Source organism: Acinetobacter chinensis (assembly GCF_002165375.2).
Classification (GTDB): Bacteria; Pseudomonadota; Gammaproteobacteria; order Pseudomonadales; family Moraxellaceae; genus Acinetobacter; species Acinetobacter chinensis.
In genome coordinates this window covers 804,414-825,528 of the sequence record NZ_CP032134.1, presented here as the reverse complement: position 1 = coordinate 825,528, position 21,115 = coordinate 804,414, and the positions used below count along the sequence as shown (strand labels likewise).

Genomic DNA, 21,115 nt, shown 5'->3' with positions numbered 1-21,115 from the left:
TGCAAATAACAAAATTGATATTTTATGCAAACATCCACAAACAAAAAGCAAATATTGAAATAAAAAAAGCAGGCTGATTCACCTGCTTTTTTTATACTGAAACCGATCTGAAAAAATCTTTAAACAGATCAGCGTGCAGTAATCACAGCCTTGGAATAACTTTCCTTTGGCATTTCAATAATTTCCACACAGACCTGCACGGTCAGTCCTGTCTGTGCAGGCAGATTCTGCTGTAATACCTGTAAAATCTGCTGAGAGATCTGTTGCTTCATTTCATTACTGCGACCCGACAACAGCGAAACTTTAGCATGCAGATATGCCTGGGGTTCCTCACCCAGTCCCACCATATAGACGGACTGCGCGACAGCCCGGCTTTTTACATCACTGGCAGCACTGACATAGCCCCCATCAAACATGCACAGATTGATGGCTTTTAAGACTTTTTCAGGTTGAAGATTCTGCAGGTTATCGGAATATTCAAGGTGAATATGTGGCATGACTTTAACTCTTGAGCAATTCAACTGTTAGAGGTTATAGCATAATCAGCTCATTCGATAATGCTGAATTCGGCATGACCGTATTAACACTTTGAAAGCAATACAGCCTTATGCCTTACGGACAAATTCAGATTTAAGCTTCATTGCACCAAAGCCATCCACTTTACAGTCAATATCATGACCATCACTTGCATCTGTTAACAGGCGGATGTTTTTTGCCTTGGTACCCACTTTCACAACTGACGATGAACCTTTAATTTTCAGATCCTTAATCACAGTCACGGTATCTCCGTCTGTAAGCACATTCCCTACAGCATCTTTAATCACAGCTGAAATTTCTGCATCCGATAATTCACCCTGTTTCCATTCATGTGAACATTCCGGACAGATCAGCAGCTCTCCATCTTCATAAGTATATTCTGACTGGCATTCAGGACAATTTGGTAAAGACATAAAAAGCTCAGATAAAAATCAAAAACGCACTATAGCATTTATATAAATTTCATAAAGTTAAATCACATAAACTTTGTAAGGAAAAATCCTCACTGATCTGCTGATCCCTCATTTTATACTGCCATTGTGATTATTCTGATCCGCCTGATTCGAGCACCTGTTTAAGCACAGTCAGGTGATTCAACCCCTCATTTTTAGCCGATGTCAGCAAGGTCAATGTCTGCTTTGATGCAAGTTGCCTCAGTTCATTTAAGGCTTCAGTCTGTTGCTTTAATTCTGCTGTATAACGCTGTCGGAATTCTTCCCAGCGGTTTTCCATATCTTCGTGGTACCACTTCCGGAGCTCACTGGAAGGTGTAATTTCTTTCGACCACAGATCGATTTTTGCATTCTCTTTTTTAATGCCACGAGGCCATAGACGATCTGCAAGAATCCGCAGACCATCCGTTTCAGATGGTGCATCGTATATTCTTTTTTGCTGGATATTCATCATTTTGTACCATCCAAAACAGACGCTGACTGAAAACCTTTCCGGCTTCCGATTTCACAGTAAAAATCATTTACAATCAATCATAAATGGACTGAAATTCCGCGCAGATCCAGTCCATTATTCATCCGGTATATTCGGTGTCACCAGTAAAGCCAGCTGTTGCAAAGATTCCTGCCATCCCAGATAACAACCATCCTCAGGAATCACATCCGGCAGATCAGACTGAGTGATAAAAACTTCAGTTCCAACCGAAACAGCACTGAACTCAACAGTAACCTGAATTTTTCCAGGCAATGCCGGATTTTCAAACTCGTCGGTATATCTCAGCAGTTTTTCAGGTATGACTTCGTTGTACACACCATGAAATGCGTGCTGAGTTCCTGTTGAAAAATTGGTAAATGACATCCGGTAGGTTCCGCCCTCCCGAACATCCTGATGATGTACCTTTGCGGTAAAACCATAAGGTGACATCCATTTTGCCAGTGCATCCGCATCTGTAAATGCCTTATAAACACGATCTACAGGTGCACAGAACACCCGATGTAAGCGAACCTGACTGGTCATTTTATTCTCCTTTTTTTTATTTTTCACAGAACATTATTGAGCAAATACTGCTTTGTTTTTTTCATGCTTGATCCAGCACAGACAGATGTCTTAATGCAGGAAAAGCTCCCTGTATTTCAGTTTACGCCTGCCTCAGAATCTGTCTGTATATATTTCATAACGGCACGACTGAAGTGACCTGAACAGATGCAACAACTTTTCAGTTCCATATAAAAAAAAGCCTGAATCAGTTCAGGCTTTCAGTGATGCTGTTATTTCAGTCATCTTCTTCGTCTTCAATGTCATACACGTAAGTCATACAGCCCCAGCCATCATACTCACCCCCAAATTTTTCAGCGATTTTAGTAAACCACTCTTCCAGGTCCACAACATCTGCATATTCAGGTTCCATATTTACAAATATGGTCACGATCCATTCCGCAGGTTCCACTTCTTCATCTGCAAACAGGGTGATTTTCTGCTCTTCATGGAGTAGATAAAGCGCGCAGCGTTCTGCCTGCTCCTGTGAGCTGAATGCAATTGAATATTCAATATCATGCAGTTCGGTCAGATCATCACCATCTTCATGCATCTGCCAGAGTACATCACCGTTATCATCATCAGGAAACAGTTCATAATTACGTGTCATGTGAATATCCTTCCAGTCCATTTTCTGTTCTTTTCAAAATCAGCTTAACTTAATTTTGTTTCAGTTTGGAGTTTTTTTAAGCAACGGGAAAATTCATGGTCAAAACCACCTGATCCAGACAACGGATACCATTTTCATATATTTCTTCTGGATAGTCTTTGAATACATCCTGTTCAATAGCGGTCATGCGGAAACCCACTTTCTGATACAGCGCCAGCTGATCCAGACTGGAGTTTCCTGTCTTTACAGTCAAAGTCTGAAGCTGTTGCTGGCGGGTCCATTCAATGACATGTATCAGTAGCTTTTTTGCCAGTCCCTGCTTCTGAAAAGCAGTGTCCACACTTAGATTTTTTATTTCAGCGGTATCTGTCTGCCGAAAAAGACATAACTGCGCAACCATTTGCTGCTGCTCGGAATGCAGTATAAAAATCAGACTGTCTTCAACATACGACTGTATCTGTTCCCATGACGGATCTGCTGTCAGCAACAATGCTTTCAGCGAGCTTTGAGCTTCAGAGCTCAGCTGTGTCCAACCGCTTGCAGTGATCCGGTACATTCTGTTTTTCCTTCATCAGCACTGCATGGGTTAAAATGGAATACTGCCATTTATTTCAACATCAATACCACTTAAAGGTTGTCTGAATGACAGAAAAGATGCATGCAGAGCCATTCTGCCGAGTGTACTCTGAGCAGCATCAGGGTGATAAAGCTGATCACCTGTAATCGGATGCCCGATATGCATCATGTGTACCCGTAACTGATGAGAACGCCCTGTGACCGGAATCAGCAGCGCACGACTGACGTCCTGAACTGCATCATAATCCATCCGTCTGTACAGGGTTTTTGCAGATTTCCCAAGTTCAAAATGCACGATCTGACGCGGACGGTTTTCCCAGTCGGTAATCAAGGGCACATCCACACTGCCCTCCTCATCCAGTTTACCCTGAACAAGGGCTACATAATTTTTGGTAACCGTTCTTGCCTGAAACATTTTACTGACTGCCACTTCAGCATCTCTATGTTTGGCAAACATCAGAATACCAGAGGTCGCCATATCCAGCCGGTGCGTAATTTTTGCCTGCGGATACTGCGCCAGAACTCTCAGATATGCACTGTCCTGATGTTCCGGCAACCGACCAGGCACAGAAAGCAGACCTGCAGGTTTATCAATCACCACAAGATCCTCATCTTCATAAACGATCACCAGTTTTTCCTGTGGAGGCATATAAACAAATGGAACTTTGGAGGACATAGCAGACAGCAGCGCGATAAAACGCGGAAAATAACAAGGGAATCCAGGTGTGTCAATTCCCCCTACTGACTGTTGCCACTGCTCCAACTTTGCAGTATTTAAATCAGTTTTTAGCTGCAAGACCCGCCTGCATGGCTTTCACCATCGTATCCAGTTTGTCTGAAAACATCAGTTTCCATGAATCCTGATAAGGCTTTAATGTCACAATCTGCACGGAGCTGAATTCCATACTGTTCATATGCGCAAACTGTCTGACCAGTAAATGTTTCAGCTCTCCTTCCTGCACACTGCCCAGAATTTTAGAGTCATCAAAATGAATATCTTCAGTTTTCAGTATTTTTGAAAGTGTGCCAAACATCTGCTCAGTAAACAGATCTGCCGGCATCTTTTTCAGTTCGCTGACTGAGATATTTTTTCCGAAAAAAGCCTGAATCATCTCTTTGTTCTGTGTACTTTCAAAAACACTCACAAATGCAGATTTAAATTTATTCAGTTCATCCGGATGAAAATACTGAACCGTACCCGGTAGACCTTTCTGATTCACCGCAGTTAAATACTGCGCTGTAACGTCTTCAGCTGTCTGACCCGCAAACGAATACTGTGTGAGTAATGCACAGCTCAGACACAACCCCATTATCAATTTTTTCATAAGTGATTATTTTCCCTGAAACATATCATATTCATGACATTCAAAATGTATTCTGCAAAATTAACAGAGATCGGACAGATCAGGAATATAAAACTGAAGAATTACCGGGGACTGGATAAACAGGAAGACTGAAGAAGGTTTTTATGATTTTCGTTGTTATTTTATGGAGCAATACAGAATTTTTCAGGGTGAGCAGGGAAAACAGCACTGGTTTACTTCAACTGTTAAAACTTGATAAATTTTAACCCTATTGCCTATAAACTTCTGGTTTATAGCGTCCTAAGCCGAATCGAGACCTTTTGGGTAAGTACTGTACTCACGTTGTACGCAACTGACAGCAATCTACTCTTTTCGATCCCTTTCACACCCTTGAGACATACTTTAACCAGCTGGCTTCGGAATTATTTTCCTAAGATTCAGTTTTTTCCAGCCATAGCAGAAAAAATTTCCATAGATTCCCCCATAAAAAGGATTATTTCCCAAATGGATAAATTTTCCGAATTTTTATTGCATAAAACACATGATTCCGGGAATTTTTCCTGATGGGTTCACAATATCTTTGGCATTAAAAAAGGGCATAACTGCCCTTTTTCTACAGCTGCAACTAAGTCCGATGCACCTGCATATCATAAGCGGTATGCATGATGGCATGTTCAGGTTCATACAGATAACAGTTCCGGATATATTCCAGATCACCTTCTGTAAAAGCTTTCAACAGAACACGGGCTCTGGTCAGACTTAAATGTTTAAAGGAAATATATTCACGCGTCTTGCGGGTAATCAGTCCGAGCATCAGCTTCTGCGGAATAACAATTTCAATATCACTGACCAGACGGAACTCAGGTTGCTCACTGATGCTTTCGGCATCCAGGATCAGCCTTAAACTGTAATCCGTTTCGCAGTCTGTCACAGTAAAATCCATCTGCCCCTTTACATCCTGCAGCTGTGAAACATGCTTTTCTTTCCAGGAAACCGTATCAAAACTGTTCAATACGCCTTCTGCCTGAACAACATCTTTCTCTGCTGCTTCCCCTGCTCCATAATGTTGCGGATTACGGATTTCCAACTCAAAATTTTTCATTATTATCGTCTCACGTCCAAATGTGATATTCAGATATTAACAGCTGTTTTTACTGAAAATAAGATTATTTTTTAAGCACAATATGAACCCAAAAACACTTCCAGACAAAAACAACAAACATATCACAAAAACACCTGATTCTTTAGTCTGAATTTCAGATTTTGATACAAATTATGCTTTTCCAGAAAGAAAAATGAACCGAGAACTTCATAAAAATTAAACAATGAAACAACTTTTTCTAATATTTCATTAATTACATCGCATTTATAAATATACGGTATCTTCAGAGACTGAACAGATCTGCTTTACTTATTCTGCTGATATTTCTGAGTTAAAAGCTCCACCTGTCCATCCACAAAATTTTTCAGATATTCACGAGCCTGATCCTGGTTCAGTTTCTTAAATGCCACATAATCTTTAATCTTTCGGTTCAGCAGACCAAACATATCTTTCTTTGATGTCACGATTTCAATATCACTTTCCATACGGAATTCGAGCTGATCCGAATCTGTATAAGCATTCATGGTCAGGCGCATGCTTTGTCGGGGTTGTTGCCCCGTTATTGTCAAAGAAGTACTTGAACCTTCCATACGCAACTGTTGCATCTGTAAACGACGCCATGGAACTGCATCAAACTGTGACAGCACATCTTCAGCGGTCATTATTCCGAGCTGCTCCGCATCACTGGCATTCAGATGCTGCGGGTAACGGATTTCCAGTTCGAATTTTGTCATTGCCTGAAACTCATAGTCCAATAAAACCTCATGATTTTATCAATATAAGAGAAACATAACATGTGATTTTTTAAATTTAAGTGACTGATGATTATAAAAAAATCACCATTTTTATAGACAGGATTCACAACTTTAAATGAAAATATGATGCGGTATTAAAAGTACTGAAAAAGCTGATCATTATAATTTTTAAAAGGTGGTGGGAATGACTTCAACCATCAGTACTTTGTAAGTTCTGAATTTCAATAAAGATGGATAATCTTTAGTGTTCCAAGCTGAATTGAGACCTTTTGGGTAAGTACTGCACTCGCGTTATACACAGCTGGCAGCAAGCTACTCTTTTCTGATCCCGTTCACCCTTGAAACATATATTAGTAAAATACGGCTGGAATGAGTTCCCTAAAATCAGGCAATTTATTTTAAATTTTAAAAATAATTTTCACATTTTTTAATTTTAATGAAATTTATTTCCACATTTAACCTGATTTTGATTTTTAATTGCGTAAAAATCACTTTTTAGAGAATTATTTTTACAGCTTCCTTCAACTTCTGCTCATTGAGAGCTGAATATATAAAGCCAGTCTGGTGCCCCCTTTCAGGAACACCAATGAAAGGATTAAATAATGTTCTATGATTATTCAGCGCAACAGCTACGACAGCGGCTAATTTTCTCACCCGGCCAGTTCATTTTTGCACGCTTAAACGCCAGCTCACTGTTTGCAAAAAAGCCCAGTTCAAAACGGTTTTCCGTAGCAGGCATATGTTCACAGCCTTGCGTTGCATTATGAATTTCATGATCCCCATTTGCCTGAGTGTTCTGATTGATAATAAATCTATCCATTTATAGTCCCCTGAAAAATATAAAAAAATAAAGGATACAAAACCTTATAAAAATTATGTGTTTCACAAATCCCATAATAAAAGTATGTCTTTATTGAACAAAAATCAACCTCTATTTTTGAATTTTAATCACTGAAAAAACCCGCTTAAAATTCTGCTCATTATTTTATATATCAGGTAGCTGAAACGGCATGAGTATTCAAATCCAAAGCTGAAGCAGTGACAGTTTTACAAATGGTCACTTGTTTAAAAGATCTTAATTTTTCAATATCGGTACAGTATCGACAAAACTATTTCTTCACTGATAGAAAAAAACATGGAATAAAATAATGAATACTCTGAGCTATTTTGAAATTCAATCTTCAGATCCTGAACGGGATGTCAGGTTTTATCGTGAAGTGTTTGGCTGGTCTTTTACCAAGGTGGACGGTCTGCCGATTGACTATTATCAGATTCAGACTGCGACCCTCAGTGGAGGTTTACTTGCTCGACCTGCACAGACTCCGCCGACTCACTGTGGAACCAATGCATTTACCTGTTCTTTTGAAGTGACCGACTTTGATGCAACAGCAGAAAAAATTCTGGCACTCGGCGGACAGATTGCAATGGAAAAATTCGCCATCCCAGGGAAATGCTGGCAAGGCTATTTTCTTGATGCTAATCACAACACCTTTGGGCTGGTACAAGTCGATCCTGATGCAGAATAAACATGGAAAAATCTTTAAATAAAGGAAAATAATATGCAAAAATCAATATTTATATCATTCATCGCAATCATTTTAACCGCCTGCCAGACTCAACCCCACAAAACACTCAATACAACAGAAAATGTAGAATCTATTGTCGTAAAACCCTGTACTGGAAACGATACTGAAGTTTGCCAGGAAATCCCTGACTCAGATACCAAAGATAAAGTTAAAAAAACATATACCGATAAAAATGGCTGTAATATTACAGAATATGAGAGCGGCTTAGCTGAAGGCACATGCCCCTGAATCATGACCTAGCTTCATAGCGACTAACCATGTCGCCATAACGATGAATCTGATCTTTTCAGTTTTAAAACATGCTAAATTACACAGGGCATTTCAAAGACTTGAGTTCACATGACTGTACGCTTTTTTCATACTTCGGACTGGCATTTAGGGCAATTTTTCTATAACCATTCCAGACAGTATGAGCATGAACAGTTTTTAGCATGGTTACTCACACAGATTAAAGAAAAACAACCACATGCTTTACTGATCGCAGGTGATGTTTTTGATGTGATCAATCCTGCATCATCGGCACAGAAACAGCTTTATCAGTTCCTTGCCGATACTCATGACCTTGCTCCACACATGCAAACCTTGATGATTGCAGGTAACCATGACTCAGGTTATCGCATCGAACAGGTTGAACCCTTACTTGAAAAATACCATGCTAAAACTGTCGGTGTGATTCATAAAAATAGTGAAGGTTCAATTGATTTAGACCGTTTACTGATCCCAATCCATGATGAAAATAAAAATACAGTCGCATGGTGTTTAGCCCTACCTTTTTTACGCCCTGCGGAAATTACGGGGCTAAACGAACACACCACCAACAGTCAAAATGCGATTGCCTATGTGCATCAGCAACTGATTTCAGCAGCTAAGCAACGTAAAACTGATGATCAGGCACTGATTCTGATGTCACATGCCCACATGCAAGGCGGTGAAACTTCGGACTCAGAACGCCCGATTATTATTGGTAATGAAGAAGCGCTTGCGACTGCACTTTTTGATGATGTGATTGACTATGTTGCACTTGGACATTTGCATAAACCGCAGAAAGTTGGTCAGGAACATATTCGTTATAGTGGTTCACCAATTCCGCTCTCGTTCAGTGAAATAAACTATAAACATCAGATTGTTGAAGTCACGATTGATCCAGCCAAAAATGATGAATCACGTTTTCACTATGATGCAATTGCCATTCCACGCAGTATCAAACTGCATAAAATCAAAGGCGAACTGAATGAGGTATTTACACAGTTAAAAACCTTAGCTAGTGGTGAAATTGACGATATTGATCAACGCGAATATGTCGATATTGAGTACCACACCCATGTTCCGCCACAACCCAATTTAAGACAACAGTTTGAAGATGCTTTGCCACCGAACCGCTACCGTCTGGTGCGTATTTCCCGACAGTATTTAACTACAGAAAAAAATGGTGATGATGTAATTCAAGTCAGTTTAGAACCACCAACACCTGAAAAACTGTTTCAACAGATCTGGGAAAAAAATGGTTATGCCAATGATGATGCTGTGCTGAAAGATTTTTTAAGCCTCGTTCATGAAGCCGAAAAATCACTTGAAGATGAGCACAAAGCATAAGGAGTTGCCATGAAAATCTTATCCATTCGACTTAAAAATCTGGCATCGCTTTCAGGTGAACATTTTATTGATTTTGAATCTGAACCTTTGGCTTCGGCAGGTTTAGTGGCGATTGTCGGGAAAACAGGTGCTGGCAAATCCACCATTTTAGATGCGATGTGTCTTGCCCTGTTTAATAAAATTCCGCGTTTAAAAGACAGTGATGGCAAACTCACTGATGTTGATGGATCAGAATTATTGACTAATTCACCACTGACTGTTTTACGTCGTGGCACGGCGCATGGTTTTGCTGAACTGACCTTTGTGGCACAGGATCAAAAGCACTATCTGGCACGTTGGGAACTGAAACGTTCACGTGAAAAAGCTGATGGAAAATTACAAAGTGTACAACGTTATTTAAAATGCCTAACCGATGGTATCGTTGTTGCGGATAAAGCCAAAGCTGTAGATGCAAGTATCCATCAAATCACCCAACTCACATTTGAACAATTCACCCGTGCAGTGCTTTTGGCACAATCTGAAGTGACTGCATTTTTAAAAGCCCGTGATAATGAACGTGGTGAATTACTTGAATATTTAACCAATTCATCAATCTTCGCCAGGATCGGTCAATTAGCATTTGAACGCACCAAAGCCGTTGCCGTAAAACGTAAAGAACTTGAAAACCTGCTTGGACATATCGAGATCCTTTCAGATGAACAGGTCACTGAATTGTCCGATCAATTTCAACATGTTAATGCTGAATATCAAAAACTGGATACTGAAAAAGTACAGCTTGAAAAGCAACGTCTATGGTTTGAGCGCAAACAAAAATTTGACCAAGAGATTATTTTAAAACAGCAAACGGTTGATACGCATCTTCAAGAGCAACAAAACTTAGCACCTGAACGTGAGCGTTTAACCCGTTTGGAAATATTCTCCGAAATTCGTCCACATGTGTTTCAGCAACAACAGTTGATCAAAGCTGAACAGGAACTCGCACCGCAAATTCAGCAACAGCAAAATAGATTTAATGAATTATCTACTCAGTTTGAAACTCAAAAATCTCATTATCTACACGCTGAAACTGCGCTGACTGAGATTCAAAATTTTGAAAATAAAAATCTAAGTAAAATTAATGCAGTACGTGACTGCAATACTGAACGTGATCGTATCGTGATTGAGTTTAAAACAATTCAAACAAAGCTTAATGAATTGGAGCAAACTCAACAACCGTATGCACAACAAAAACAGCAACTTGAGCAACAGATTCAGCAAATTCAACAACAACAAGATCACGTGAATGGACAACTGTTATCTACCCAACAATTTACAACTTTAGATAAAGGCTTATCTGCTCACCTACAGCAACTCACGCAATTTATTCAGCATTATCAAAGTATTGAAAATCAACTCGGTAACTCGGTGCAAGCTGAGCAACAGCTCAATGCACAGAAAACTGAATTACAACAAGCTATTACGCAGTCTGGAAATATTGAGCAACTTGAAAAACATCTTGAAGATGGACGACAACAACGAGAATTAAAACTCAATCAAGCTAACCAATTGGATGTGATTCAACAAAAGCTTAATCAATACTTTGATTTAAAAAATGAATCTTTGCAGATTCAAGAAAAATTTAGCCATATCACGGCGCAATTACAGCAAACTAAAAAAAGCACCTTAATTGCAGAACAAAGCTACCAATTAGCAAAAGACGCATGGTTGAAATTGCAAGAAATTCTGCAACAGCAACGCTTACTCCACACAGAAAATGTAAAACATTTACGTGCAGAATTGACCGATGGCGAACCTTGTCTGGTCTGTGGCAGCACTTCACATCCCTATAAAGTTGATGATTCTGCAGTGTCCAAAGCATTATCTGATCTGCATCAGCAGCAGGAACAACAAGCGACAATTACAGAGCAAGATGCTTTAAAAAATTGGCAGCTGTCACAGCAACAGTTAAGTAAACTCTCTGCTGAACATGAACAGTTAAAAGCTGTGATTCAAAGCAATTCTGAGAAAACTGCGCTAACTGTAAATGCTTTAAATGAGCAGATTCAAACAGCGAATATTCAACTGGATCTGAACTTATCATCTGCTGAAATCACGAAAAAATTCCAACACTTTACTCAGCAGAATCAGCTCGATTTACATTATCTTGAAACACAGACCAATAAGTCGATTGTGAATATTAAACAACAGCAACAATTGATGCAGAATATCCAACAGGCTGAACATTTACTGCAAAATGCACATAATTTACAACAGCAAGTTTCGCACCTTGTCACCTGTTTATCTGATGCTGAAAAAGAACAATGGCAACAACAGACCACTGCACAAGCACAGCAGCTGCATACACAACTTAAAAACCGCTTACTACAGATTGAGCAATTTGAACTATTAAAACAACAGCTTGATCAAGCATCACAAGAGCTTCACTCGACACAATTAAATCTTGAAAATACGTCGAAGCAAATTGCTGAAATGACTGATAACTTTAATGCGATCAAAATCAAAGGGCAACAAAACACAGAAAAAGCCAATCAACTGATCTTAGAAATGACAGGTTTAACTGACATTAAACCGAATGAATGGTTGGCTGAGCATGATACTAAACGTCAAAATTCACAAGTACATTATCAGCAACTGAAACAGCAGTTTGATCAATCACGCAGCCAATACGATCAACAAAAAAGCCGTGTAGAGCAATTACAGGCTCAACAACAACAAAGCCAAAACAGCCTGAATCAAGTAAATACTGATATTCAGAATTGGTTGAATGTTCATACAGATTTTCAGGTGAATGATCTGGCTGAAATGGCACAGATCACGTCTGCACTGGAACAGCAGATTCGTCAGAATTTACAAAACACCGAACGTTTACTGCATGAAGCAAATTCAGTACTCAAAACCATTCAGGCGCAACTGGCAGAGCATGCTTTACAACAACCTGAACTTGATTTTGCACAATTACAGCAATTAATTGCAGAGAATATTGAAGCTCTTAAAGCGCAATCTGAAATTCGTGACCAAATCAAAATTGATCTAGCAAAACATGACAGTAATGTGCAAAAGCAGAAACAATTTGCCGATCAAATTTTAGAGATTCAACAGGAAGAACATCGCTGGAGCAAAATTTCAGGCTTAATGGGTGATTCGACAGGGAAAAAATTCCGTGATTATGCACAGCAATTTAACCTCGATATTTTACTTGAACATGCCAATCAACAACTGGCGATGTTATCGCAACGCTATACCTTAAAACGTCTCGATAACTCTTTGAGTTTAGCGATTATTGACCACGATATGGATGGTGAAACCCGTTCTGTAGCTTCGCTGTCAGGTGGTGAATCATTCCTGACTGCCCTCGCCTTGTCTCTGGCAATTGCCAATATGGCATCAGGTTCGATGAAAATAGAATCGTTATTTATTGATGAAGGCTTTGGTACGCTTGATGCTTCGTCATTGCACATGGTCATGAATGCACTCGATCAATTGCAGAATCAGGGTCGTAAAGTAGTCTTAATCTCACATATCCAAGATATGCATGAACGCATTCCTGTACAGATTCAGGTGCGTCCACTGGGTGCAGGTGCGAGTACCATTGAAGTGGTGAGTTGAGTTATTCAATCACCATTTATTGGTCTTTGATTTTATCATATTCAGATTGAGCAACTTCACAACTTGCTTTTTGTTCCTGTTCAAAATTTTGCATTTTTGTTAATAGTGCATCATAACTGCTTTGTTCTTTAAGAAGCTCTTGATTAAATTCATCCTTATGTTTTTCATTATTTTTAAGCATCTGAATTAATTTATGATTAATCACACAGCGCAAATACATATAGGTATCAATACTTTCAGCATCACCATTCGATATTGAACTCCTTTCTGCGAGCATGAAGTCTAATCCATACTGAAAGTTTTCTCTGAAGTCCTGATATGTCTGTTGTTCTGAAGTGTCGACATGATCAAGGTCAGAAGCATTCGCCTGAACAAAAGCGCTAAACATTACAGCTAACATCAATATAGATTTAAAAATTTTCATTATTTTCCCTCATCATAAAATAAAAGAAGCACTCAAAATAAGTGCTTCTCTAATGATCTAAATTAGCGATCTGCAGGAAAAGCATTGGGTGGTGGCGCATATTTACTGACAGGTCTTGCCTTTTCCGCAGGTGCTTCCAGTTCATACACGACAGTTCCAATAACACCTGTATTTTGAATAGATCCACTGGCTGTATTGGCAGCATAGGCATCTTCAGGTTTACTGAATGTAAATGAAGCCACAGCACTGTTACTTTTACGGAAACCCTCAATTTTCAGTGTGTTGTGGGCATGTAAGACATAACCTGCATTTCTGCGTGAAGCCTGACTGCCATTTATCACATCAACGCCATCAACACTGGTCACCACTTCAAAAGTTTTGCCTGTATTATTTTCATAACGCAGCTGATAACTCTGCCCCTGACGACCTGCCAGATAATAATTCTGTCCAACGCGATAGAGGGCAATTCGATTCCCCTGATCATCCACGACAGAGAAACTGATTTTTCCGGCAGCAATCGAAATGGAGTTGATGACTTTGCCCTGATAGTTTTTATCAGCATAGCGCACCAAGGTTTCATCAACAGGAGTATATGACTTTCGCTTTAAATCGACCTGAGTGACATGGGAGTCAATTTCATCTCCCCACTTTGTTCCGAGTTTTTCATCTGCTCTGACTGAGCTGTTGGCAAGCTGAGCTCCTGCTTCGGCAGAAACGGCTTTAGAACTGGAGATTTCACTTCTGCTTTCCTGTTTACTGCAGGCAACCAGAAAAATACTGAACAACAGGCTAAATAAAATACTGATTATTTTCATCATGCTTACCTCTTCAATAGATAGACCTGTAAAAGTCCATTTTTTCATTTTATAAATGACTGAACAGGACGGCTTTTCTGAACAGTATCAGATGCAGAATATCCCTGAGCACACAGACATACCAGGGATGATTTTTATATATTTGTAATAATATAACACTTTAAAACAAGAGCCTGTTCTGACGCTTATTTTAAAAATATCTTATGATCCTGACATAGGTCTTAATGTCAGAATCTGCTCACTGCGCCCAAACGGGCCATTCACATCATGCAGTATCGCACTCGACAGCCCTATCCCATCTGAACCATACTGCTGTACAGCTTCAATCCCCAGCCATTCACCCTCAGGCATTCTATAGAGATGAATCTGTAAATCCAGATTTGGAAAGCCCCAGTCAAATGGTCTTTCCTGTCTCGGTACAATTCCGTTTGCCATATCTGACATACTCACCAGTCGAACAAAAGGCGATGTTGACTGTCCCTCAATCATATCCACATCAGTTCTTAACCACACCAGTCCTTTGCCATTTCTTTGCTGATTTGAACGTGCTTCAAGGGTTTTGGTATATTGACCGCGCCATTGATGTACACCGTCAAATACAGGCATATTTTCAGGCGTTTCCACCACACTGTCTTCCAGACCGGCAATCGCTGAGGTATCAGAAGTCAGCATACGCCATGTATGTGCAACCACTAAGGTTTTACCTTTGCCCTGCATGGTGGATTCAAGCAGTTCAATCGTTTTACCGGCACGGATCACACGGGTTCTGATTTCAATTTCACCCAGTTCAATCAGACCGTAAATATCCAGACTGATGCGTCCAATACGCATGTTTTCACGCGGCGAAAACTGCTCCAGTTCAGCACAGATAATGCCGGTGGCCGGTGCCATGTGCTGTTCATTCGGATTCCATGCACCCTGTGCATTGAGTGTTGAATGATAATGGGCTGTTACGCATCCCTGATCATCTGTTTCGCGGTGAATAAGCTGATAATATGCAGACATAAACTTCCCTGTGGCTTCAGTACGTGAATAATAAACTAACCAGTCCGGGTTATTTTTGTACTGAACTTTAGTGGCAAAGTCCACGATTCCCGTGAAATCTGACCTCATGGGTTTTCAGATTTGCATTCAGTCCTGCTTTTTGTCATGACACGGTCAACTCATGAATTTTCACCGCTTAACCTGAATAATCCCTGGCTCCAAACAAAGCGGTTCCCACCCGAACCATGGTTGAGCCAGCCTCAATCGCCTGTTGCATATCTCCCGACATTCCCATACTCAGTGTGTCCCAGTCCCCTGGATGTACATGCTGTGATTTCACCTGTTTAAACAAAGCACTGGCATCAGAAAATGCCTGCGTATGTCCTGGAGCAGGGATCACCATCAGACCACGCAACTTTAAATTTTCCAGTCGGCTGATCTGAGCAACGAGTTCAGCAACGTCTGCTGGCTGACAGCCATCTTTGCTGTCCTGTGCGTCAATATTGACCTGAATACAGATATTTAAAGGAGCCTGATCTGCTGTTCTCTGATTTGAAAGACGCTCAGCAATAATCAGACGGTCCACACCATGCACCCAGGCAAATTTTTCCGCCAGATGCCTGGTTTTATTACGCTGCACATGTCCAATAAAATGCCATTCAATCTCAAGATCAGACAGTTCTTCAATTTTATCCAGCGCTTCCTGTAAATAATTTTCACCAAAAGATCGCTGTCCTGTCGCATACATCTGCGCGAGTATCTCTGCCGGATGCGTTTTAGACACCGCAAGCAATGAGACCTCCTCAGCTTTTCTGCCTGCCTGCTGACATGCATGTTCAATCTGTTCCAGCACCTGGTTTCTTGCTGCTTGAAGCGTATTCATTGACGGGTTTCTCATTTCATTCATCTTTTTTTGCTTTGTGATTCAACTAAGTGTTGGTTAAGCGAATGGAAAGCCTTATTATTCTATCAAAATAATTAAGATTTATTCATATCGGGGAACTCATGGATATTACAGAATTACTGGCATTTTCTGCGAAAAACGGGGCTTCAGACTTACACCTGTCTTCAGGCATGCCGCCACTTATTCGTGTGGATGGTGAAGTCCGCCGCATTAATCTGCCTCCCCTGGAACACAAAGAAGTTCACAAGCTGATTTATGACATCATGAATGATAAACAGCGTCGTGACTATGAAGAAAATCTTGAAACTGACTTTTCTTTTGAAGTTCCAGGCGTTGCCCGCTTCCGTGTGAACGCATTTAACCAGAACCGTGGTGCAGGTGCTGTATTCCGTACCATTCCATCCAAAGTTCTGACGATGGAAGATCTCGGTATGGGTCATATCTTCAAAGAAATCTGTGACTATCCGCGAGGTATTGTACTGGTGACTGGACCAACGGGTTCGGGTAAATCCACCACACTGGCAGCAATGATTGATTATATTAACGATAACCGTTATGACCATATTCTGACGGTCGAAGACCCTATCGAATTTGTGCATCAGTCAAAAAAATGTCTGGTCAACCAGCGTGAAGTCCATCGTGATACTCATGGATTTAACGAAGCATTACGTTCTGCACTGCGTGAAGACCCTGACATTATCCTCGTCGGTGAGATGCGTGACCTTGAAACGATCCGTCTTGCTTTGACCGCAGCTGAAACTGGTCACCTTGTTTTTGGTACTCTGCACACCACATCTGCTGCAAAAACCATTGACCGTGTGATTGACGTATTCCCGGCTGAAGAAAAAGACATGGTTCGTGCCATGCTTTCAGAATCCTTACAGGCTGTAATTTCTCAGACCCTGTTGAAAAAGAATGGTGGTGGACGTGTGGCTGCTCATGAAATCATGATCGGTATTCCTGCGATCCGTAACTTAATCCGTGAAAACAAAGTTGCGCAGATGTATTCCGCAATCCAGACAGGTGCCAACTATGGTATGACCACACTGGATCAAAGCCTTAAAACACTGGTCAGTAAAGGTGTTATCAGTCCTCAGACTGCCCGTACTATGGCGAAACAGCCTGAATCCTTCCTGTAAGTATTCATGGGATTAGGAGACTGATATGGATTTTAATGATTTACTGAACCTGATGATTCAGCAGAAAGCTTCGGATCTGTTTATTACAGCAGATGTTGAGCCTTCAATGAAAATTAACGGTCAGATTGTGCCTGTAGCAAACACAAAGCTGACTGGAGATATTGTTGGGCAGCTGCTCAACAGTATTATGAATGATAAACAGCGCAAAGAATTTGCAGATACCCGCGAATGTAACTTTGCCATCATGAACCGTGATAAAACTGCACGTTTCCGTGTCAGTGCATTTCAGCAACGTGACCAGCCTGGCATGGTTTTACGTCGGATTGAAACCACGATTCCAACCATGGATGACTTAAAACTTCCACCGATCTTAAAAGAACTTGCCATGACCAAACGTGGCATCATCATTTTCGTTGGTGCGACAGGTACAGGTAAATCCACATCACTGGCTTCCATCATTGGATACAGGAATCATAATTCAAAGGGTCATATCATTACCATTGAAGATCCGATTGAATTTGTTCATGAACATGCAGGCTGTATCATTACGCAGCGTGAAGTCGGTATTGATACAGATTCTTTTGAAATTGCACTGAAAAATACACTGCGTCAGGCACCTGATGTGATTCTGATCGGGGAAATCCGTTCCCGCGAAACAATGGACTATGCCATTGCATTCGCCGAAACCGGTCACCTGGTATTTGCTACACTGCACGCCAACAACGCCAACCAGGCGATTGACCGTATCATTCACTTCTTTGAAGCAGACCGTCACAGCCAGCTGTTCATGGATCTGTCCCTGAACTTAAAAGCGATGGTTGCACAGCAGCTGATTCCAACACCGGACGGTAACTCCAGACGTGCTGCTATTGAGATTCTGATTAACTCACCTTTAATTTCTGACTTAATCCGTAAAGGTGAAATTCATGAAATTAAAGATCTGATGAAACGTTCACGTGAACTGGGAATGCAGACGTTTGACCAGGCCTTATATGATCTGTATAAAGCCAAGCAGATTACCTATAAAGATGCACTGAAACATGCAGACTCACCAAATGACCTGCGCTTACAGATCAAACTTTCTGAAGAAGGTGCTGACCGCCTGATGAGTGCAGGTTCTCAGATTACCTATGACGGACAATAATCCTTAAAACAGAATAAAAAAACAGGCTTCAATTGAAGCCTGTTTTTATTTTCAGATCAATACCAGAACCAGAAATGGATCAGTATCTCACCGCAATAAAACATTATTTTTTACGCAAAGCTTCCTGGCATTCAGCCGCATCACAGTAACCATAAAGGTTCAGTGAGTGACCTGTCAGGGTAAAGCCATAGTTTTCAGCAACATGATGCTGTTCCTGCTCAATAACATCATTACTGAATTCAACCACTTTATTACAGTTCTGACAGACCAGGTGATCGTGATGTTCTTCCTGCATGATTTCAAAAACAGAATGATTGTTTTCAAAATGATGACGCTGGATAATCCCCGCAGCTTCAAACTGTGTTAACACACGGTAAACAGTTGCGAGACCGACATCTTCGCCCTGTTCAAGTAAAGTCTTATAAATGTCTTCCGCGCTTAAGTGATGTTGTCTTGAATTTTCAAGTAATTCCAATATTTTTATTCGAGGAAGCGTAACTTTAAGTCCAGCTTTGCGTAAATCTTGGTTTGAAATAGGCATGAAAAAAGGTCTCTCAACAAATTTAAAGTTGGAATATGCAACAAAGTTAAGATGCAGTATGATCTATCCCTGGATCAAATGCATCATAATTAATTTGGGATAGTGTAGCAAAATGCAAAAAATCATGTTGGCGTTATTCGCCACTTCACTGCTCGCAGGATGTTCAGTCCTGGGCGTATATAAAGTGGATATCCCACAGGGCTCTCCGCTGACGCAGGCTCAGGCCGCACAGATTCATGTCGGAATGAGTCACCAGCAGGTTCGCTTTTTACTGGGTAGCCCAACAATTACAGATCCGATGAATCCATTGCGCTGGGATTATGTCTACAATTATATCCCCGGCACATATGCTAAAAAAGCGAAGATTCCTGCTGCAAAAGGTCAGCACCTGAAAGTTTTCTTTGACCAGAACGGTATTGTAAAAGAAATTCAGGGGCTGGAAACTATTCCAGAATCACAACCAGGCTTACCAGGCTCCAAAGAAGCCATCCTGACTGCGCCCCCACTATAGTCAGTTTGAAACAAAAAGAAACCCCTGCTCCAGGGGTTTTTCAAATTACTTCAATTGTTTAAAGCGATTACCTTTTTCAAAGCGTCCTACAGGGTGCTTTTCGGCTCTTTTCCGACGAATGTCTTTAGGATTAATGGTCAGATTACGATAAATTTCGACCCGATCCCCTGCATTGAGCTGTTGTGACAGTTCCTGCAACCGCACACCAAAGATGCCCAGCTTTAATGGCTCAGGCAATTCAGTCTGTTCACGGATACCACTTTGCTCTACCGCATCCATTGCAGTCATACCTGCAACGAAAGGGACTGAAATCAGAAACTGTTGCTGTGGAGCAGCATACGCCACCCACACATTCAATGGCTCGCTCATCCGATCAGCTGTCCTGCAACTGCAATGATTGCAGTCACAATAGCCAATGGCAGTACAATACGGACCATAATACGCCAGATATTATAAAAAGCTTCGCTGCTGAAATTCATTGCTTTACGTAAATGACTGATTTTCATGATCCATCCCACAAAAATGGCATAGATCAGACAGATAATCAGCCCCCAGAGCATAATCAGTGTATAGAAAAACGATGATGCCAATGGAATAAACCACACAAGAACCGCTGCAAGTAAAATCAGCCACTGAACAATAATACTCAACTGACGCTGCTGTAACTGTTCACGTGCCATCTGCAGTAAAAATGCCGCAGTCATGACTACTGCAACTGTCAGTACAATCACCGGAATCTGTGCATTGGCTGCGAAAAAGCTGAATACGACTACAGCAAGCAACTGAGCAATCCAGATAGGAAGTACTGTTTTAGTTGCCTGATCCTGCTGACTGAGCTGTGCCAGAGTGGACTGCCAGTACAACCCCATCCCCAGACCACTTGCGACCAGTGCAAGAACAGTTGCATTTCCCCATTCAGAGAACTCTACAGGTGTCAGTTTCCATGCCTGTACCGGTGTTCCCATGATCTTGGATAAAACCACCGCAGCAATCACCGCAGCTACACCTACCAACACCAGTAACTGTCTTGACAGAAAAGACAGCAGAAATGCAGCAACAGATACCCCTGTCAGCAGAATTGGGAGCTGAACACCCTGAGCAGTAAACTGTTCAAGCAGTACCGCTGAAGAATTCAGCATGCCACCTGCCATAAACGGTATAAAGACAACCGCAAGCCAGCCAACGATTCTCCAGCGCTGAGAAGTATCAGCATCACGGGTTAAACCTGACAAAGCCTGTAATGCAGTTGTTTTTGAACGTTTTGCCAGCGCAATTTCCAGGTAGCACAATGGCAAAGCCAAAATCAGCATCGTTCCAAGCCACAACAACCAGAAATCCATCTGGCGCTCAACCTGAATTCCTGTTACAGGTGCGAGCGTAGCAATAATGATGAAAGACAGACAAAATGCCATCAGAGGTGATAACCATCGTGACACTGCAATATCCTGCATGATGTGTTCCTAATTAAAATCTGTTGCTATTTTGCCTTTGTCATTGCT

25 protein-coding genes are annotated in these 21,115 nt (G+C 41.0%); 7 read left to right on the top strand and 18 right to left on the bottom strand.

The window, feature by feature from the left end:
* Positions 1–128 precede the first annotated feature (128 nt).
* The 11 genes from CDG60_RS04780 to CDG60_RS04730 all read right to left on the bottom strand — a co-directional run bounded on the left by CDG60_RS04780 (position 129) and on the right by CDG60_RS04730 (position 7,189).
* Entirely contained in the window at positions 129–497 is a 369-nt protein-coding gene (locus tag CDG60_RS04780) for a 5-carboxymethyl-2-hydroxymuconate Delta-isomerase (RefSeq protein ID WP_087513400.1), read from the bottom strand.
* A gap of 108 nt (positions 498–605) precedes the next feature.
* Positions 606–950 carry a zinc ribbon domain-containing protein YjdM gene (locus tag CDG60_RS04775; protein ID WP_087513399.1) on the bottom strand — a complete coding sequence of 115 codons (345 nt, stop codon included), beginning with the start codon at positions 948–950 and terminating at the stop codon, positions 606–608.
* A 130-nt stretch (positions 951–1,080) separates the two neighbouring features.
* Positions 1,081–1,440, bottom strand: coding sequence for a DUF488 domain-containing protein (locus CDG60_RS04770; protein ID WP_087513446.1), 360 nt, complete (start codon positions 1,438–1,440; stop codon positions 1,081–1,083).
* A gap of 117 nt (positions 1,441–1,557) precedes the next feature.
* Entirely contained in the window at positions 1,558–2,004 is a 447-nt protein-coding gene (locus tag CDG60_RS04765; RefSeq protein WP_087513398.1) for an SRPBCC family protein, read from the bottom strand.
* 256 nt (positions 2,005–2,260) lie between these two features.
* Positions 2,261–2,632, bottom strand: a complete 372-nt coding sequence (locus tag CDG60_RS04760) for a ribonuclease E inhibitor RraB (protein ID WP_087513445.1) — start codon at positions 2,630–2,632, stop codon at positions 2,261–2,263.
* A gap of 76 nt (positions 2,633–2,708) precedes the next feature.
* A complete protein-coding gene (locus tag CDG60_RS04755; protein WP_087513397.1) occupies positions 2,709–3,188 on the bottom strand; it encodes a GNAT family N-acetyltransferase in 480 nt (159 codons plus the stop codon).
* A gap of 30 nt (positions 3,189–3,218) precedes the next feature.
* Entirely contained in the window at positions 3,219–3,884 is a 666-nt protein-coding gene (locus CDG60_RS04750; RefSeq protein ID WP_087513444.1) for a pseudouridine synthase, read from the bottom strand.
* Positions 3,885–3,987: 103 nt separating this feature from the next.
* Entirely contained in the window at positions 3,988–4,533 is a 546-nt protein-coding gene (locus CDG60_RS04745) for a hypothetical protein (protein ID WP_160116968.1), read from the bottom strand.
* 604 nt (positions 4,534–5,137) lie between these two features.
* Positions 5,138–5,614 carry a hypothetical protein gene (locus tag CDG60_RS04740; protein WP_087513395.1) on the bottom strand — a complete coding sequence of 159 codons (477 nt, stop codon included), beginning with the start codon at positions 5,612–5,614 and terminating at the stop codon, positions 5,138–5,140.
* Between the two features lie 305 nt (positions 5,615–5,919).
* Entirely contained in the window at positions 5,920–6,348 is a 429-nt protein-coding gene (locus CDG60_RS04735; protein WP_087513394.1) for a hypothetical protein, read from the bottom strand.
* A gap of 634 nt (positions 6,349–6,982) precedes the next feature.
* Positions 6,983–7,189: a hypothetical protein gene (locus CDG60_RS04730; RefSeq protein WP_087513393.1), complete on the bottom strand. Its 207-nt coding sequence runs from the start codon at positions 7,187–7,189 to the stop codon at positions 6,983–6,985.
* Positions 7,190–7,517: 328 nt separating this feature from the next.
* Here CDG60_RS04730 and CDG60_RS04725 point away from each other — a divergent pair, with 328 nt between their 5' ends.
* From CDG60_RS04725 to CDG60_RS04710, 4 genes are all read left to right on the top strand, one after another.
* Positions 7,518–7,895 carry a VOC family protein gene (locus CDG60_RS04725; protein WP_087513392.1) on the top strand — a complete coding sequence of 126 codons (378 nt, stop codon included), beginning with the start codon at positions 7,518–7,520 and terminating at the stop codon, positions 7,893–7,895.
* A gap of 33 nt (positions 7,896–7,928) precedes the next feature.
* Positions 7,929–8,183: a hypothetical protein gene (locus tag CDG60_RS04720; RefSeq protein ID WP_087513391.1), complete on the top strand. Its 255-nt coding sequence runs from the start codon at positions 7,929–7,931 to the stop codon at positions 8,181–8,183.
* Positions 8,184–8,294: 111 nt separating this feature from the next.
* A complete protein-coding gene (locus CDG60_RS04715; RefSeq protein ID WP_087513390.1) occupies positions 8,295–9,548 on the top strand; it encodes an exonuclease SbcCD subunit D in 1,254 nt (417 codons plus the stop codon).
* A 9-nt stretch (positions 9,549–9,557) separates the two neighbouring features.
* Complete coding sequence (locus CDG60_RS04710; protein ID WP_087513389.1) at positions 9,558–13,154, top strand: AAA family ATPase; 3,597 nt, start codon at positions 9,558–9,560, stop codon at positions 13,152–13,154.
* A gap of 16 nt (positions 13,155–13,170) precedes the next feature.
* Here the strand turns inward: CDG60_RS04710 and CDG60_RS04705 are convergent, their stop codons facing one another.
* The 4 genes from CDG60_RS04705 to CDG60_RS04690 form a co-directional block, all read right to left on the bottom strand.
* Positions 13,171–13,578, bottom strand: a complete 408-nt coding sequence (locus tag CDG60_RS04705) for a hypothetical protein (protein WP_087513388.1) — start codon at positions 13,576–13,578, stop codon at positions 13,171–13,173.
* Positions 13,579–13,640: 62 nt separating this feature from the next.
* On the bottom strand, positions 13,641–14,393 hold the full coding sequence (locus CDG60_RS04700) for a hypothetical protein (RefSeq protein WP_087513443.1): 753 nt from the start codon (positions 14,391–14,393) through the stop codon (positions 13,641–13,643).
* Positions 14,394–14,594: 201 nt separating this feature from the next.
* The gene (locus tag CDG60_RS04695; protein WP_087513442.1) at positions 14,595–15,398 is read right to left on the bottom strand and encodes a thioesterase family protein; all 804 of its coding nucleotides are present in this window, start codon (positions 15,396–15,398) and stop codon (positions 14,595–14,597) included.
* Between the two features lie 175 nt (positions 15,399–15,573).
* Positions 15,574–16,260 carry a YggS family pyridoxal phosphate-dependent enzyme gene (locus tag CDG60_RS04690; protein ID WP_087513441.1) on the bottom strand — a complete coding sequence of 229 codons (687 nt, stop codon included), beginning with the start codon at positions 16,258–16,260 and terminating at the stop codon, positions 15,574–15,576.
* A 122-nt stretch (positions 16,261–16,382) separates the two neighbouring features.
* Between CDG60_RS04690 and CDG60_RS04685 the strand changes: the two genes are divergently transcribed.
* The gene (locus CDG60_RS04685; RefSeq protein ID WP_087513387.1) at positions 16,383–17,420 is read left to right on the top strand and encodes a type IV pilus twitching motility protein PilT; all 1,038 of its coding nucleotides are present in this window, start codon (positions 16,383–16,385) and stop codon (positions 17,418–17,420) included.
* A gap of 25 nt (positions 17,421–17,445) precedes the next feature.
* A complete protein-coding gene (locus CDG60_RS04680) occupies positions 17,446–18,564 on the top strand; it encodes a PilT/PilU family type 4a pilus ATPase (RefSeq protein ID WP_087513386.1) in 1,119 nt (372 codons plus the stop codon).
* A 103-nt stretch (positions 18,565–18,667) separates the two neighbouring features.
* On the opposite strand, the gene fur is transcribed toward CDG60_RS04680, so the two are convergent.
* Positions 18,668–19,105: a ferric iron uptake transcriptional regulator gene (gene fur / locus CDG60_RS04675; RefSeq protein ID WP_087513385.1), complete on the bottom strand. Its 438-nt coding sequence runs from the start codon at positions 19,103–19,105 to the stop codon at positions 18,668–18,670.
* A gap of 112 nt (positions 19,106–19,217) precedes the next feature.
* Here fur and CDG60_RS04670 point away from each other — a divergent pair, with 112 nt between their 5' ends.
* Positions 19,218–19,616 (top strand): outer membrane protein assembly factor BamE, encoded by a 399-nt coding sequence (locus CDG60_RS04670; protein ID WP_087513384.1) that lies wholly within the window; start codon positions 19,218–19,220, stop codon positions 19,614–19,616.
* A gap of 45 nt (positions 19,617–19,661) precedes the next feature.
* On the opposite strand, the gene CDG60_RS04665 is transcribed toward CDG60_RS04670, so the two are convergent.
* Positions 19,662–19,985 (bottom strand): RnfH family protein, encoded by a 324-nt coding sequence (locus CDG60_RS04665; protein WP_087513383.1) that lies wholly within the window; start codon positions 19,983–19,985, stop codon positions 19,662–19,664.
* Positions 19,982–21,067 carry a hypothetical protein gene (locus tag CDG60_RS04660; RefSeq protein WP_087513382.1) on the bottom strand — a complete coding sequence of 362 codons (1,086 nt, stop codon included), beginning with the start codon at positions 21,065–21,067 and terminating at the stop codon, positions 19,982–19,984. The genes CDG60_RS04665 and CDG60_RS04660 overlap by 4 nt, the downstream gene beginning before the upstream one ends.
* Positions 21,068–21,115 lie beyond the last annotated feature (48 nt).

Coding starts and splice junctions, on each gene's coding strand:
- CDG60_RS04780 (WP_087513400.1), bottom strand. CDS start 497: ATGCCACATATTCACCTTGAATATTCCGATAACCTGCAGAATCTTCAA.
- CDG60_RS04775 (WP_087513399.1), bottom strand. CDS start 950: ATGTCTTTACCAAATTGTCCTGAATGCCAGTCAGAATATACTTATGAA.
- CDG60_RS04770 (WP_087513446.1), bottom strand. CDS start 1,440: ATGAATATCCAGCAAAAAAGAATATACGATGCACCATCTGAAACGGAT.
- CDG60_RS04765 (WP_087513398.1), bottom strand. CDS start 2,004: ATGACCAGTCAGGTTCGCTTACATCGGGTGTTCTGTGCACCTGTAGAT.
- CDG60_RS04760 (WP_087513445.1), bottom strand. CDS start 2,632: ATGACACGTAATTATGAACTGTTTCCTGATGATGATAACGGTGATGTA.
- CDG60_RS04755 (WP_087513397.1), bottom strand. CDS start 3,188: ATGTACCGGATCACTGCAAGCGGTTGGACACAGCTGAGCTCTGAAGCT.
- CDG60_RS04750 (WP_087513444.1), bottom strand. CDS start 3,884: ATGTCCTCCAAAGTTCCATTTGTTTATATGCCTCCACAGGAAAAACTG.
- CDG60_RS04745 (WP_160116968.1), bottom strand. CDS start 4,533: ATGAAAAAATTGATAATGGGGTTGTGTCTGAGCTGTGCATTACTCACA.
- CDG60_RS04740 (WP_087513395.1), bottom strand. CDS start 5,614: ATGAAAAATTTTGAGTTGGAAATCCGTAATCCGCAACATTATGGAGCA.
- CDG60_RS04735 (WP_087513394.1), bottom strand. CDS start 6,348: ATGACAAAATTCGAACTGGAAATCCGTTACCCGCAGCATCTGAATGCC.
- CDG60_RS04730 (WP_087513393.1), bottom strand. CDS start 7,189: ATGGATAGATTTATTATCAATCAGAACACTCAGGCAAATGGGGATCAT.
- CDG60_RS04725 (WP_087513392.1), top strand. CDS start 7,518: ATGAATACTCTGAGCTATTTTGAAATTCAATCTTCAGATCCTGAACGG.
- CDG60_RS04720 (WP_087513391.1), top strand. CDS start 7,929: ATGCAAAAATCAATATTTATATCATTCATCGCAATCATTTTAACCGCC.
- CDG60_RS04715 (WP_087513390.1), top strand. CDS start 8,295: ATGACTGTACGCTTTTTTCATACTTCGGACTGGCATTTAGGGCAATTT.
- CDG60_RS04710 (WP_087513389.1), top strand. CDS start 9,558: ATGAAAATCTTATCCATTCGACTTAAAAATCTGGCATCGCTTTCAGGT.
- CDG60_RS04705 (WP_087513388.1), bottom strand. CDS start 13,578: ATGAAAATTTTTAAATCTATATTGATGTTAGCTGTAATGTTTAGCGCT.
- CDG60_RS04700 (WP_087513443.1), bottom strand. CDS start 14,393: ATGAAAATAATCAGTATTTTATTTAGCCTGTTGTTCAGTATTTTTCTG.
- CDG60_RS04695 (WP_087513442.1), bottom strand. CDS start 15,398: ATGTCTGCATATTATCAGCTTATTCACCGCGAAACAGATGATCAGGGA.
- CDG60_RS04690 (WP_087513441.1), bottom strand. CDS start 16,260: ATGAATACGCTTCAAGCAGCAAGAAACCAGGTGCTGGAACAGATTGAA.
- CDG60_RS04685 (WP_087513387.1), top strand. CDS start 16,383: ATGGATATTACAGAATTACTGGCATTTTCTGCGAAAAACGGGGCTTCA.
- CDG60_RS04680 (WP_087513386.1), top strand. CDS start 17,446: ATGGATTTTAATGATTTACTGAACCTGATGATTCAGCAGAAAGCTTCG.
- fur (WP_087513385.1), bottom strand. CDS start 19,105: ATGCCTATTTCAAACCAAGATTTACGCAAAGCTGGACTTAAAGTTACG.
- CDG60_RS04670 (WP_087513384.1), top strand. CDS start 19,218: ATGCAAAAAATCATGTTGGCGTTATTCGCCACTTCACTGCTCGCAGGA.
- CDG60_RS04665 (WP_087513383.1), bottom strand. CDS start 19,985: ATGAGCGAGCCATTGAATGTGTGGGTGGCGTATGCTGCTCCACAGCAA.
- CDG60_RS04660 (WP_087513382.1), bottom strand. CDS start 21,067: ATGCAGGATATTGCAGTGTCACGATGGTTATCACCTCTGATGGCATTT.